This window comes from Streptosporangium sp. NPDC050855 (assembly GCF_044456585.1).
GTDB classification, from domain to species: Bacteria; Actinomycetota; Actinomycetes; order Streptosporangiales; family Streptosporangiaceae; genus Streptosporangium; species Streptosporangium longisporum.
Map to the genome: position 1 here is coordinate 1,016,018 of NZ_JBITFY010000001.1, position 12,900 is coordinate 1,028,917.

At 72.4% G+C, this 12,900-nt stretch carries 12 protein-coding genes; 8 read left to right on the plus strand and 4 right to left on the minus strand.

Features of this window, described 5'->3' with window-relative positions; translation table 11 throughout:
* The first annotated feature begins 214 nt into the window (after positions 1–214).
* Positions 215–3,028, plus strand: coding sequence for a preprotein translocase subunit SecA (gene secA, locus ACIBCT_RS04630; protein WP_399185995.1), 2,814 nt, complete (start codon positions 215–217; stop codon positions 3,026–3,028).
* A 107-nt stretch (positions 3,029–3,135) separates the two neighbouring features.
* Here the strand turns inward: secA and ACIBCT_RS04635 are convergent, their stop codons facing one another.
* From ACIBCT_RS04635 to ACIBCT_RS04645, 3 genes are all read right to left on the minus strand, one after another.
* Entirely contained in the window at positions 3,136–3,780 is a 645-nt protein-coding gene (locus tag ACIBCT_RS04635; RefSeq protein ID WP_399185996.1) for an Rv3235 family protein, read from the minus strand.
* Positions 3,781–4,000: 220 nt separating this feature from the next.
* Complete coding sequence (locus ACIBCT_RS04640) at positions 4,001–5,425, minus strand: PTS transporter subunit EIIC (RefSeq protein ID WP_399185997.1); 1,425 nt, start codon at positions 5,423–5,425, stop codon at positions 4,001–4,003.
* 190 nt (positions 5,426–5,615) lie between these two features.
* On the minus strand, positions 5,616–6,356 hold the full coding sequence (locus tag ACIBCT_RS04645) for a GntR family transcriptional regulator (protein ID WP_399185998.1): 741 nt from the start codon (positions 6,354–6,356) through the stop codon (positions 5,616–5,618).
* Between the two features lie 160 nt (positions 6,357–6,516).
* Between ACIBCT_RS04645 and ACIBCT_RS04650 the strand changes: the two genes are divergently transcribed.
* From ACIBCT_RS04650 to ACIBCT_RS04680, 7 genes are all read left to right on the plus strand, one after another.
* The gene (locus ACIBCT_RS04650) at positions 6,517–7,551 is read left to right on the plus strand and encodes an SIS domain-containing protein (RefSeq protein WP_399185999.1); all 1,035 of its coding nucleotides are present in this window, start codon (positions 6,517–6,519) and stop codon (positions 7,549–7,551) included.
* An 81-nt stretch (positions 7,552–7,632) separates the two neighbouring features.
* Entirely contained in the window at positions 7,633–7,869 is a 237-nt protein-coding gene (locus tag ACIBCT_RS04655) for a glucose PTS transporter subunit EIIB (protein ID WP_344889252.1), read from the plus strand.
* A gap of 43 nt (positions 7,870–7,912) precedes the next feature.
* A complete protein-coding gene (locus ACIBCT_RS04660; protein ID WP_399186000.1) occupies positions 7,913–8,368 on the plus strand; it encodes a PTS glucose transporter subunit IIA in 456 nt (151 codons plus the stop codon).
* Between the two features lie 115 nt (positions 8,369–8,483).
* Entirely contained in the window at positions 8,484–9,149 is a 666-nt protein-coding gene (locus tag ACIBCT_RS04665) for an HAD family hydrolase (protein WP_399186001.1), read from the plus strand.
* Positions 9,150–9,199: 50 nt separating this feature from the next.
* On the plus strand, positions 9,200–9,457 hold the full coding sequence (locus tag ACIBCT_RS04670; RefSeq protein ID WP_399186002.1) for an HPr family phosphocarrier protein: 258 nt from the start codon (positions 9,200–9,202) through the stop codon (positions 9,455–9,457).
* The gene (ptsP, locus tag ACIBCT_RS04675) at positions 9,454–11,136 is read left to right on the plus strand and encodes a phosphoenolpyruvate--protein phosphotransferase (RefSeq protein ID WP_399186003.1); all 1,683 of its coding nucleotides are present in this window, start codon (positions 9,454–9,456) and stop codon (positions 11,134–11,136) included. Before ACIBCT_RS04670 ends, ptsP begins: the two co-directional genes overlap by 4 nt.
* A gap of 117 nt (positions 11,137–11,253) precedes the next feature.
* Complete coding sequence (locus tag ACIBCT_RS04680; RefSeq protein ID WP_399186004.1) at positions 11,254–12,639, plus strand: glycoside hydrolase family 3 protein; 1,386 nt, start codon at positions 11,254–11,256, stop codon at positions 12,637–12,639.
* A gap of 72 nt (positions 12,640–12,711) precedes the next feature.
* Here the strand turns inward: ACIBCT_RS04680 and ACIBCT_RS04685 are convergent, their stop codons facing one another.
* Positions 12,712–12,855 (minus strand): hypothetical protein, encoded by a 144-nt coding sequence (locus ACIBCT_RS04685; RefSeq protein WP_399186005.1) that lies wholly within the window; start codon positions 12,853–12,855, stop codon positions 12,712–12,714.
* Between the last annotated feature and the right edge of the window lie 45 nt (positions 12,856–12,900).

Sequence of the window (12,900 nt, forward strand, 5' to 3'; positions counted from 1 at the left end):
TCGATCATTACGGAAGTGGCGAACTCCGACATACCCTTTAAAGCTGGTCGTACTCTCTCAAAGAAGAGGGCAAGGAACTCCGTGGGCCACAAGAGCGTCTTTCAGGGTGGCTGTGTCTGGTGGCGGAACCGCCTACGATGGCAGCGGAGAACCATGTCTCGTCCTCAGCCGGGCCGGTCCGGCCGCGGAAGACCTGCGAGGAGCTTTACCTAAAGTGCCAGCCTTTCTCGATAGAATTCTTCGCGCCGGCGAAGGCAAGCTTCTGCGTAAGCTCAAGCGGATCGCCGACCAGGTCAACTCCATCGAAGACGACTTCACGAGCCTGACCGACGCCGAGCTTCGCGCGCTCACCGACGACTACAAGAAGCGCTATGCCGAGGGCGAATCCCTCGACGATCTGCTTCCCGAGGCCTTCGCCACCGTTCGCGAGGCCTCCCGCCGGGTGCTGGGCAAGCGCCACTTCGATGTGCAGATCATGGGCGGGGCCAACCTGCACATGGGGAACATCGCGGAGATGCGCACCGGTGAGGGCAAGACCCTCACCTGTACGCTGCCCACCTACCTCAACGCCCTGACGGGCAAGGGCGTCCACGTCATCACGGTCAACGACTACCTGGCCAAGCGCGACGGCGACGAGATGGGCCGCATCCACCGCTTCCTGGGCCTCGAAGTCGGCGTGATCCTGGCGAACATGCCCGCCGACGAGCGCCGCAAGCAGTACAACGCGGACATCACGTACGGCACGAACAACGAGTTCGGCTTCGACTACCTGCGCGACAACATGGCCTGGTCGCTCGAGGAGTGCGTGCAGCGCGGCCACCACTTCGCCGTGGTCGACGAGGTCGACTCGATCCTCATCGACGAGGCCAGGACGCCGCTGATCATCTCCGGTCCCGGCGAGCAGTCCGGCAAGTGGTACTCCGAGTTCGCCAAGATCGTCCCCCGGCTCCGCAGGGGCACCGAGGGCAAGGACGGCGAGGAGAACACCGGCGACTACGCCGTCGACGAGAAGAAGCGCACCGTGGGCATCTTCGAGTCCGGCGTGGAGAAGGTCGAGGACTGGCTCGGCATCGAGAACCTCTACAAGCCCGAGCACACCCACCTGGTCGGCTTCCTGAACAACGCGCTGAAGGCCAAGGAGCTCTACAAGAAGGACAAGGACTACATCGTCGTCGACGGTGAGGTCCTGATCGTGGACGAGTTCACCGGTCGCGTCCTGCACGGCCGCCGCTACAACGAGGGCATGCACCAGGCCATCGAGGCGAAGGAAGGCGTGAAGATCAAGGACGAGAACCAGACCCTCGCCACGATCACGCTGCAGAACTACTTCCGCCTCTACGAGACGCTGTCGGGCATGACGGGTACGGCGGCGACCGAGGCCAACGAGTTCCACCAGACCTACAAGCTCGGCGTCGTCCCGATCCCCACGAACAAGCCGATGATCCGCAAGGACCAGGCCGACGTGGTCTACAAGACCGAGGACGCCAAGTTCCTGGCCGCGGTCGAGGACATCAAGGAGCGCTACGACCGGGGCCAGCCCGTCCTGGTCGGCACCACCAGCGTCGCCAAGTCCGAGCGCCTGGCCAAGGAGCTCAAGCGCCGGGGCGTCAAGCACGAGGTGCTCAACGCCAAGAACCACGCGCGTGAGGCGGCGATCATCGCCGAGGCGGGCCGCAAGCACGCCGTCACCGTGGCCACCAACATGGCCGGTCGAGGCACCGACATCATGCTCGGCGGCAACCCCGACTTCCGCGCCGACCTGGAGCTGCGCGGCCGCGGCCTCGACCCGGTCGAGACCCCGGAGGAGTACGACAAGGCCTGGGGCGAGGCGCTGGAGAAGGCCAGGGCGGCCGTCCAGGCCGAGCACGACGAGGTCACCGAGCTCGGCGGCCTGTACGTCCTGGGCACCGAGCGGCACGAGTCGCGGCGTATCGACAACCAGCTCCGCGGTCGTTCCGGCCGTCAGGGCGACCCCGGCGAGTCGCGCTTCTACCTCTCGCTCGAGGACGACCTGATGCGGCTGTTCAACTCGGCCAGGGTCGAGATGATCATGACTCGCCTCAACATCCCGGACGACGTGCCGATCGAGTCGGGCATCGTCTCCAAGGCCATCGCCTCCGCCCAGCACCAGGTCGAGCAGCAGAACTTCGAGATCCGCAAGAACGTCCTGAAGTACGACGAGGTGATGAACCGGCAGCGCAAGGTGATCTACGCCGAGCGTCACCGGGTCCTGGAGGGCGCCGACCTTCGCGACCAGATCCGCGGCTTCGTCAACGACGTGATCGACGAGTACATCACGGCGGCCACCGCCGAGGGCTTCGCCGAGGAGTGGGACCTCGACAAGCTCTGGAAGGCGCTCGGCCAGCTCTACCCGATCGGCATCACGATCGACGAGGTCGTCGCGGAGGCCGGTAGCCGCGAGGAGCTCACCGCCAAGCTCCTGGAGGAGCGGGTGAAGGCCGACGCGATGGCCGCCTACGACCGTCGCGAAGAGGAGATCAACGCGCAGGCCATGAACCCGGAGGGCATGCGGGTCCTGGAGCGCCGCGTCATCCTGTCGGTCCTCGACCGCAAGTGGCGCGAGCACCTGTACGAGATGGACTACCTCCAGGAGGGCATCGGCCTGCGCGCGATGGCTCAGCGCGACCCGCTGATCGAGTACCAGCGCGAGGGCTACGAGATGTTCACCCAGATGCTCGACGGCATCAAGGAGGAGTCGGTCGGCTACCTGTTCAACCTCGAGGTCGAGGTGCAGAGCAACCCGATCGTCGAGGAGGCCGACCCCTCCGAGGACGCGGCGATCGCGGAGGCCCGCTCGATCATCGCCCGCGGCCTGCGCGGCCCGCAGCGCCCGTCCGAGCTGGAGTACACGGCCCCGGGCGAGAGCGGCGAGGCCGAGCACACCAAGGTCAGCACCAAGGCCCAGCGTGACGCGTACGGCAACGTCGAGCGCAACGCCCCGTGCCCCTGCGGCTCCGGCAAGAAGTACAAGCGCTGCCACGGCGACCCCAGGCACGTCGAAGCCTGATCGCCGCCCGAAGGGCCCGCACGTCACCGTGCGGGCCCTTCGGCGTGCCACGGCCCCTTGTGTCACGACCCTTCCGGCGTGCCACGGCCCCGGTGGCGTGCCGCCGTTCAGGGGGTCGTCTCGACCTCGACGCAGAGCCACCGCACGCCCCTGCGCTCCAGCCTCAGGGCCAGCACGCGCGAACGGTCGCCGCAGTCGACCACGGCGCACATCTCCACCACCCCGGTCTCCGGCCGGGAGACGTGCGTCCTGCCCGCCCTCGGAAGGCGCGTGCACCGCATCGTCCCTCCCTTGCGGGCCAGCTCGGCCTGGGTCCTGGCGGTCAGGTGGGCCGACACGCTCGCCGGGGGACGCCTCCCGGCCAGGATCTCGGCGACGGCCTGGACGAGGGTCCACAGCCACCGGTCGTCGGGGGGCGCGCCCGGCGACCTCGTGCCCACGGGATCCGGGGTTCTCGTGGCGGGACCCGGGGTGCCCATGGCGGCGGGCCCCGGCGGCCCCGGCGGTCTCGTCGGCCTCGTCGGCGCGGGGTCCGGCGCCTCGGGGGCGGGACCTCGGCGCGCACCGCCGATCCGGGCCACCGGGGGCGGGGGCTCCTGCGTCACCGGGCCGAGGAGCAGGGCGAGGGTCCCCTGCACGTACGGCGGCGCGGCCGAGCCGTCCCCGCCGCGGCGATCGTCGTCGTAGGGGGGCTCGGCGGCCGGGGAAGGCGTGAGTCGGGGAAGCGTCGGCGGGCGTCGGGGGGATGACATGGGCGACTCCGTGATGGGCGGCTCATGGGCGGTGAAACTCACACATCAAGGAGGTTCCGGCCCGCCCTCCAGATACGCCGCACACCAACTTCCGTGAGATCCCGGTGGTTTCGTCCTGGTCGGTGAGGAAGGTCACCCCAGGTTGGAGTGGCCGGTCGCGGTGGCGAGCGGGTTCCGGCCCGAGCGGTGATCGCCGGCGGACGCCCGGAACCGCCCCGGACTACCCGGACCCGGTGGACCCGGTGGACCCGGAAGGCCCGGTGGACCCGGAAGGCCCGGGAGGCCCGGGAGGCCGGGGAGCACCGGTGGGCTCGGGGGGCGCGGTGGTGACCGCGGGGGACTCGCCGGAGTCGACGTCGGGTTCGGGCTCCCGGCCGGGGGTCATGATGTTCAGCCTCCTGATCAGGAAGCTGAACCCGGTGTAGTAGACCACCGCGTAGACCAGCCCCATCACGATGATGATCGGTATCCCCTGGGCGTTGGGCGCCGTCCCGTACAGGACCAGGTCGATCAATCCCGAGGAGAAGCTGAAGGCGAGCTTGGCGCCCAGGGCAGAGGCCAGCGCCAGGGAGACGCCGGTCAGCACGATGTGGATCACGAACAGGACCGGTGCGACGAAGATGAAGGCGAACTCGATGGGCTCGGTGATCCCGGTGAGGAACGCGGTGAGCGCCGCGGAGATCATGATCGAGCCGACCGCGGTGCGCCGGTGCGGCGGCGCGGCCCGCCAGATGGCGAGCGCGGCGGCCGGCAGGCCGAACATCAGGACCGGGTAGAAACCGGCCTCGAAGCCACCGTGGCCGACGGCGCCGTTGTTGAAGCAGATCAGGTCCCCGGCGAGCCTCTTGCCGTCCACCACGCACTCGGGGACCTGCGTCCAGATCACGTTGTTGACGATGTGGTGCATCCCGAGCGGGAGCAGGGCGCGGTTGACCATGCCGTAGATGCCGGCGCCGAGCTCGCTGTTGGAGGCGAGCCAGGTCCCGCCGGCGCGGACCCAGCCGCCCAGCACCGGCCAGACGGCGCCGAGGAACACGCCGATCACCAGCCCGGCGAAGGCGGTCAGGATCGGCACCAGGCGGCGTCCGCCGAAGAAGGCCAGCCAGGTGGGCAGCCTGGTGCGGTGGTAGCGCTGCCAGAGCAGCGCCGACACCAGGCCCATGACGATGCCGCCGAGCACCCGGGTCGGGTTCTGCGCACCGAGGTCGAGCACCACGTCCGGGACGCCCGGGGTGCTCCTGTCGAACACCTCGACGGTGATGGACTCCCGCATGCCGGCGTCGAAGAGGATGAAGAACATGTTCATGCTGACGGCGTGGAAGACCAGGTAGCCGACCAGGGCGGCCAGCGCGGTGGAGCCGTCGGCCTTGCGCGCGAACCCGATGGCGACGCCGATCGCGAACAGCACGGGCAGGTTGTCGAACAGGGCGCCGCCCGCGGTGCCGACGACGCGGGCCACGTCGTCGAGCAGCGCGCTGTCGCTCCGGCCCAGCAGGTCGTCCTGCCCGAGCCGCAGCAGCAGGCCCGCGGCCGGCAGGACCGCGATCGGCAGCATCAGGGAGCGTCCCAGACGCTGGAGCACGCTCATCGCGGCGGACCCGGCCGGGGCGGCGGGCAGGCCCGCGTCCGCCGAAGGAGGACTCATACGGGCATTTCCTCCAGGGCTGGAAGGGAGGAGGTCGGCGGGACCGGTCACCCGGAGCGGTCCTCCCGGAAGGCGGGACCGGTCACGAGGGGCGGCGATCGGCGGGACCGGCCGCCGGGACGGACCGGCGGGACGGGCTCACTGGACGGGTTCGGGGGACGGGCGGGGACGGATCCGCGGGCGACCGGGGTCAGCCGCGGCGGGCCGGTGTCTCCAGGATGGTACGGAGCTGGTAGCGGTCGGCGCGATAGGTGGAGACGCCGAGTTCGGCGCAGACGCCCCCGGCGAAGGAGCGCCGCTGGAGCAGCAGCACGGCCCCGCCGCGCGGGATCTTCAGCAGGTCCGCGTCCCCGGGGTCGGCGATGCCGCCGTCGATGGTCAGCTCGCCGGCGTCCAGCACCAGGCCGTAGCGGGTCTCCAGCAGGGCGTACAGGGAACGGCCCGTCAGGTCGTGGGTGTCCAGGTCGGGCGCGATCGAGACCGGGATGTGGGCCCGCTCGATGCACATGGGCTCGTCGGCCGCGGTCCGCAGCCGCTCGATGAAGTGCACCTCGTCGCCGGGCCGGATGCCGAGCTCCCTGGCCAGGTGGGCGCTGGCCCGGACCACCCGGCGGTCCAGGTCGCGGGAGCCGGGCTCCATGCCGCGGGCGCGCATCTCGTCGCTGAAGGAGGTGAGCCGCAGCGACATCTCGATCTTGGGACGGGCCACGAAGGTGCCCTTGCCGGCGACCCGCTGGAGGCGGCCCTCGGAGACCAGGTGGTCGACGGCCTGCCGCACGGTCATCCGGGAGAGGCCGAAGCGCTGGCAGAGCTCGCGCTCGGACGGGATCGCCGTGCCGATGGCCAGCTCGTTGTTCTCGATCAGGTCGAGCAGGATCTCCCGCAGCTGGAAGTACTTCGGGACCGGGCTGTCCGGGTCGATGTGCGCCATGAGATTCCTCCCCCCTCGATCTGAGATGACTGATGAGTTATGGTTCGTACTGGTCTAGTCCGGACTAGACCACAGGCCGGAAAAGGGTGTCAACGTACGGACCGGCGACGGATCGATAACGGCCCGATCTCGTCCGTCCGAACCGAAGGATGAGCGCGAGATGACCACCAAGATGCGCAGCGAGATCGCCGAGCAGCCCGCTGCGTTGAGAGCCACGCTCGACGCACTCCTTCCCAGGACCGCGGAGGTGGAGCGGCTCGCGGGGCAGACCCGTCAGCTGCTGTTCATCGCCCGCGGCACCTCGGACAACGCCGCAGTCTACGGCCGGTACCTGGCCGAGGCGCACACGGGCAGGCTCTCCACCCTGGCCGCCCCCTCGATCGCCACCACCTACCGGCGCAGGCTGGACCTGGACGGCGTGCTGGCCGTCGCGCTGTCGCAGTCGGGCCGTACCGAGGAGATCGTCGAGACCCTGACCTGGGCCAAGGACTGCGGGGCCCGGACCGTGGCCATCACCAACGGCGGCGAGGGCACCCCCCTGGCCCAGGCCGCGGACCTGGCCCTGTGCACGGTGGCGGGCGAGGAGAAGGCCGTCCCGGCGACCAAGACCTACACCACCGCGCTCGCCGCGCTGGCGGTGCTCGCCCTCGGCCTGGGGGCCGACGTCGACCGTGACGACCTGCGGCGGGTCCCGGACGCGGTGGAGAAGCTGATCACCGACCCGGGTGACCTGGAGGCGATCGTCGAGGGCCTGGCCGACAAGCCGGGCGTGGTGGTCTCCGGCCGCGGGCTGGCCTTCTCCACCGCGCTGGAGCTGGCGCTCAAGCTCAAGGAGGCGTGCTACCTGCACGCCATGGGCCTGTCCTACGCCGACCTGCTGCACGGCCCGATCGCGGTGGTCGACTCCGACACCCCGGCCCTGCTGGTCGCGGCCGGCGACGGGCCGACCCTGGCCGGTACGGTGGCGCTCGCCGAGCGGGTGACCGGCGCGGGGGCGGCGGCGTACACGGTCGGCGGCGGCACCGCGCTCTCCTCGGTCGCGACCGCCGCGCTGAACGGCCCCGACCTGCCCGAGTGGGTCGCCCCGATGGGCCTGATCGTCCCGGGCCAGCTCCTCACCGAGGCGCTGGCGCGACGGCTGGGGATCGACCCCGACGCCCCGCGCGGCCTCAACAAGGTGACGCAGACCGACTGACACCGGCGCGGACCGGCGGGTGCCCGCCTCCTCTAGCCTGTTCATGGCCTGGGAGCAGGATGGCCACGATTGGAGGGCGACATGGCGGCCGACGCCGACGCGATCATCGCTGGACTCGGTGGTGCGGGCAACATCATCGAGATCGAACCGTGCATCACCCGGCTGCGCACCGAGGTGCGCGACGCCTCCAAGGTCGACCAGGCGGCCCTGCGCGCGGCCGGTGCGCACGGCGTGATGGCCGCGGGCAACATCGTCCAGGTGGTGGTGGGGCCCGAGGCCGACACGATCGCCAGCGACATCGAGGACATCATCGGCTGACGGGACCGTCCTCGCGGGCGGCGGGCGTGCCGAGGGGAGTGCGGTGACCACGGTTCTGGCACCGGTCACGGGGGTGGCCGTCAGGCTCGGCGCGGTGCCCGACCCGGTCTTCTCCGAGGGCCTGGTCGGCTCCGGCATGGCGATCGAGCCGGACAGGACCCCCGGCCCGGTGGTCGCCCCCATCGCGGGCACCATCGTCAAGCTGCACCCGCACGCCTTCGTCGTGGTCGGCGACGACGGCCGCGGGGTCCTGGTCCACCTGGGCATCGACACGGTCGAGCTCAGGGGCGAGGGGTTCGAGCCGCTGGCCGCCGAGGGCGACCGGGTGAGCGCGGGGCAGCCGGTCATGGCGTGGGACCCGGCCCGCATCGAGGCGGGCGGGCGCCATCCCATCTGCCCGGTCGTGGCGCTGGAGGCCGCGACGGGCACCGTCTCCGGCTTCGCGGCGGGCGCGGTGGCCGCGGGGGACGGGCTCTTCGAGTGGGACGACCCGGCCTGAGGGCTCGCGTCCCGCCGGGGCGGCGGGGATGCTGGAAGGGCCGGCGGGAACAGCGACGGACGACGACGGACGACGACGGACGACGACGGACGACGACGGGGAAGGAGGGCCTGCCATGGAACCGGCCATGCCGGCCGCGGGAGGGCGGACGAAGGCGGCGCTCTTCGACCTGGACGGGACACTGGTCAACAGCGAGCGGCGGAGCATGGCCATGTGGTCGATGCTGCTGGAGCGGCACGGGGTGAGCCACGACGAGACCGTGCTGCGCGAGTTCATGGGACGGCGGGGCCGCGACGTGCTGGCCGAGCGGGCCCACCTGTTCCCCGGCAGGAAGGTCGAGGACCTGATCGGTGAGGTCCTCTCCTTCAAGGACCATCCCGGCCTGCCCGACATCGTGCCGGTCCCCGGAGCGGCCGAGCTGATCCGCGGCGTCGCGGCGTACGGCTCGCCGATCGCGGTGGTCACCTCCGCGGGCCGCGACTGGGCCGAGGAGCGGCTGGCCCAGATCGGCGTCCGCGACCTGCTGGACACGCTGGTGTCCGCCCTGGACGTGACCAGGGGCAAGCCCGATCCCGAGGGCTTCCTGCTCGCCGCGGCACGGCTGTCGGTGGATCCGGCAGACTGTGTCGTGTTCGAGGACTCGATCGCCGGGATCGCGGCCGCCAAGGCGGCCGGCATGGCCTGCGTGGGCATAGCGACGACCCACGAGGGCACGGACCTGGCCGCGGCCGACCTGGTGGTCGCGGACCTGACGGGGGTCACCTGGCCCCCGGGTACATGAACGACGAGCCGTGCGGTCCCCACCGCGCGGCCGATACGCAGGAGGAACACGTGGCCGAGCGCCAAGTCACCGTCAAGTCAGAGGTCGGCCTGCACGCCCGGCCCGCCGCGACGTTCGTGCAGACGGCGGCCAAGGCGTCCCTGGACGTCACCATCGCCAAGGGATCCGGTGAGCCGGTGAACGCCAAGAGCATCCTGTCGGTCCTCTCGCTGGACGTCAGGGAGGGCGACATGGTGGTGATCAGGGCCGAGGGCGAGGGCGCCGACGAGCTCCTGGACCGGCTGGCCGGGATCGCGTCGGCGCCGTGAGCGCGCTGACGGGGGTGGGCGTGAGCCCGGGGGTCGGTCTCGGCCCCGCCTACGTGCTCGCGTACCGGGCCCCCGTCCCGGAGCCGGGGTCCCGGCACGACGGTGACGCCGCCGCGGAGCTGGCCGTTGCCGTCCGGGCGCTGGAGCGGGTCGCCACCGACCTGGAGGAGCGCGGCGCCAGGGCCGGGGGCGAGGCCGCGGGCATCCTGGAGGCCCAGGCCATGATGGCGCGCGACCCCGGGCTGGCCGCCGGGGTGGCCGAGCTGATCGAGGCGGGTACCGCCGCGGCCCGCGCGGTCCACGAGGCGTTCGGCCGCTACCGGGAGGTGCTCGCCGCCGCCGGAGGCTACCTCGCCGCGCGCGTCGCCGACCTGGACGACGTCAGGGACCGGGCCGTCGCGGTGATCGAGGGCCGTCCGGTCCCGGAGCTGCCCACCGGGGACGGGGAGCCGTACGTCCTCGTCGCCCGGGACCTGGCGCCCGCGGACACCGCGCTGCTCTCCCGGGACGTGGTGGCCGCCTTCGTCACCGAGCAGGGCGGCCCGACCAGCCACACCGCGATCCTGGCCCGCGCCATGGGGGTCCCGGCCGTGGTCGCCTGCCCCGGGGCGGCCTCGATCCCGTCGGGCACCCCGACGCTGGTGGACGGCACCTCCGGCCTGGTGCGGACCGTGCCCTCCGGCGAGGACGTCCTCGCCGCGCGCGACGCCGACGCCGCGCGTCAGGCCGCGCTGTCCGCCGTCACCGGCCCCGGGGCCACCGCCGACGGGTACGCCGTGCCGCTGCTCGCCAACGTCGGCGGACCGCACGACGTGGCCGCCGCGCTGGAGCACGGGGCCGAGGGGATCGGGCTCTACCGGACCGAGTTCCTCTTCCTGGACCGGGCCGAGGCGCCGTCGGCGGCCGAGCAGGAGGCCGCCTACCTGGAGGTGCTGGACGCCTTCCCGGGCGGCAGGGTGATCGTGCGGGCCCTCGACGCGGGCGCCGACAAGCCCCTGGCCTTCCTGCCGCCGGGCGAGCACGAGCCCAACCCGGCCCTGGGGGAGCGCGGGGTCCGGCTGCTGCGCGCGCACCCGGAGGTGCTGGCCGCCCAGCTGACGGCCCTGGCCGCCGCGGCGGCGCGCTCGGCCGGTGCGCTGCGGGTGATGGCGCCGATGGTGGCCACCGCCGAGGAGGCAGCCTGGTTCGCGGCCGCCTGCGACGCGGCCGGGCTGCCGGCGGCGGGCGTGATGATCGAGGTGCCCTCCGCGGCGCTGCGCGCCTCCGACCTGGCCGCGCACGCGGGTTTCCTCTCGGTCGGCACCAACGACCTGACCCAGTACGCGCTCGCCGCGGACCGGCAGCTGGGCGCGCTGACCGGCCTCCAGGACGCCTGGCAGCCCGCGGTGCTCGACCTGGTCGCGCTGGCCGCGCAAGGCGCCGCCGAGCACGGCAGGCCGTGCGGGGTGTGCGGCGAGGCCGCGGCGGACCCGGCGCTCGCCTGCGTGCTCGTCGGGCTGGGAGCCACCTCGCTGTCGATGTCCGCACCCGCGCTGCCCGCCGTACGGGCCGCGCTGTCGCGACACACCCGGGAGCAGTGCGTCCTCGCCGCGGGGTCCGCGCGCGCCGCGACCGGCCCCGAGGACGCGCGCGCCGCCGCCCGCTCCCACCTGCCGGGCCTGGCGGACCTGGCCCTGTGAGACAGGCGGCCGGGTGCGTTCGGACCCGGCCCGGTGAGACGGAGGCCGGGTGCGCCGCGGACCGGCGGCGGGCGCCGGGGCGTCCACCCGGATAGCGTAAGCGTCATGTTTCGGTGGATGCGTGTGACGGGAATCGCGGTGACCGCGTCGATGGCGGCGGTGGCGTCGGTGTTGTCGATGGCGGCCGGATGCGCCGGTTCGGCCAGGACGGCCCCGCCCGCGGCCGGAGTCACCGGGCCGGGCGGGACCCCGGCGAGCTCCGAATCGTCCGGTACGGCGGACGGTACGGGCACCGGTGAGGCGTCGGCGAGCCCCACGGCCCCGGCGACCGCCGCCACCCCGGCGGCGCGGTCGCGGGACGTGGAGGCGGTGCTCGCCTCGATGACCGTGGAGGAGAAGGTCGGCCAGCTCTTCATGCCCGTGCTGTACGGCCAGGCGGCCGACACCGTCTCGGGGGAGAACCAGGCGCGGTTCGGCGCGGGCACCCCGGCGAAGGTGGTCGCCCGCCATCGTCCCGGCGGGGTGATCCTGTTCCCCTGGGCGGGCAACATCAAGAGCGTCCGCCAGGTGGTGGCGCTGACCAACGGGCTGCAGAAGGCGTCGCCGGAGATCCCGCTGCTGATCGCCGCCGACCAGGAGAACGGCAAGGTCTCCCGGCTCGCGCCGCTGGTCACCGACCTGCCCGGGGCCGCCACGATCGGCTCCACCGGGGACGCCTCGCTGGCCCGGCGGGCGGCCGAGGTGACCGGGACCGAGCTGCGCGCCCTGGGGATCAACCTCGACTTCGCGCCGGTGGCCGACGTCAACATCAACCCGCGCAACCCGGTGATCGGCCCGCGCGCGTACGGCTCGGACCCGAAGAAGGTGGCGCCGATGGTGGCCGCCGCGGTCCGGGGGTTCCACGACGCCGGGATCGCGGCCACGGCCAAGCACTTCCCCGGCCACGGCGACACGAGCGTCGACAGCCACACCGGGCTGCCGGTGATCAAGCACTCCCGCGCGCAGTGGGACAGGCTGGACGCGCCGCCGTTCGCCGCGGCCATCGGCAGGGACGTCGACGCGATCATGACGGCGCACGTCGTGATGCCCCGGCTGGACCCCTCCGGCGACCCGGCCACGCTCTCCAGGCCGATCCTGACCGGCCTGCTCCGCGAGAAGCTCGGGTTCGACGGGGTCGTCTCGACCGACGCGCTCGACATGGAGGGCGTGCGGAAGAAGTACGGGGACGGGCAGGTGGCGGTACGGGCGATCCAGGCGGGAGTGGACCTGCTGCTGATGCCGCCGGACTACGACGAGGCCCACGGGGCGGTGCTGGCCGCCGTCCGGTCCGGGAAGATCTCCGAGGCGCGGCTCGACCAGTCCGTCCGGCGCCTGCTGAGGCTGAAGGCCGCCCGCGGCCTGCTGGGGAAGGCGCCGGTGGCCGACCCGGCCAGGGCGGAGCGGGTGCTGCGCTCGGCCGAGCACCGCAGGGTCGCCCGGCTCATCACCTCCAGGGCGCGCTGAGCGGGACGGGACCCGGGATCGGACGCGGCCCAGGGCCGGGGCCGGATCCGGGCCGGGGCCCGCGGGCCCGGGTCAGGCGAGGCCGAGGTTGCCGTTCCTGCCGAGGTTGCCGGTCCTGGAGAGCGAGGTGATCAGCGACTGGACGATGCGGGTGAGGAGTGCCTCGAGCAGCATCACGACCGCCTTGGCGAGCACGGTGGAGAGAAATCCGGACATCAGAGCCTCACAGTGAGAAGGAACACTTAAGGCGATAATTCATAC

What these genes read in the sequence shown, in the direction of transcription:
- ACIBCT_RS04645 (WP_399185998.1), bottom strand. Translation starts at nt 6,356, where the DNA reads ATGGCGCACATCGACCCGGACAGCCCGGTCCCGAAGTACTTCCAGCTG.
- ACIBCT_RS04650 (WP_399185999.1), top strand. Translation starts at nt 6,517, where the DNA reads ATGACCACCAAGATGCGCAGCGAGATCGCCGAGCAGCCCGCTGCGTTG.
- ACIBCT_RS04640 (WP_399185997.1), bottom strand. Translation starts at nt 5,425, where the DNA reads ATGAGTCCTCCTTCGGCGGACGCGGGCCTGCCCGCCGCCCCGGCCGGG.
- ACIBCT_RS04680 (WP_399186004.1), top strand. Translation starts at nt 11,254, where the DNA reads ATGCGTGTGACGGGAATCGCGGTGACCGCGTCGATGGCGGCGGTGGCG.
- ACIBCT_RS04655 (WP_344889252.1), top strand. Translation starts at nt 7,633, where the DNA reads ATGGCGGCCGACGCCGACGCGATCATCGCTGGACTCGGTGGTGCGGGC.
- ACIBCT_RS04635 (WP_399185996.1), bottom strand. Translation starts at nt 3,780, where the DNA reads ATGTCATCCCCCCGACGCCCGCCGACGCTTCCCCGACTCACGCCTTCC.
- ACIBCT_RS04665 (WP_399186001.1), top strand. Translation starts at nt 8,484, where the DNA reads ATGGAACCGGCCATGCCGGCCGCGGGAGGGCGGACGAAGGCGGCGCTC.
- ACIBCT_RS04685 (WP_399186005.1), bottom strand. Translation starts at nt 12,855, where the DNA reads ATGTCCGGATTTCTCTCCACCGTGCTCGCCAAGGCGGTCGTGATGCTG.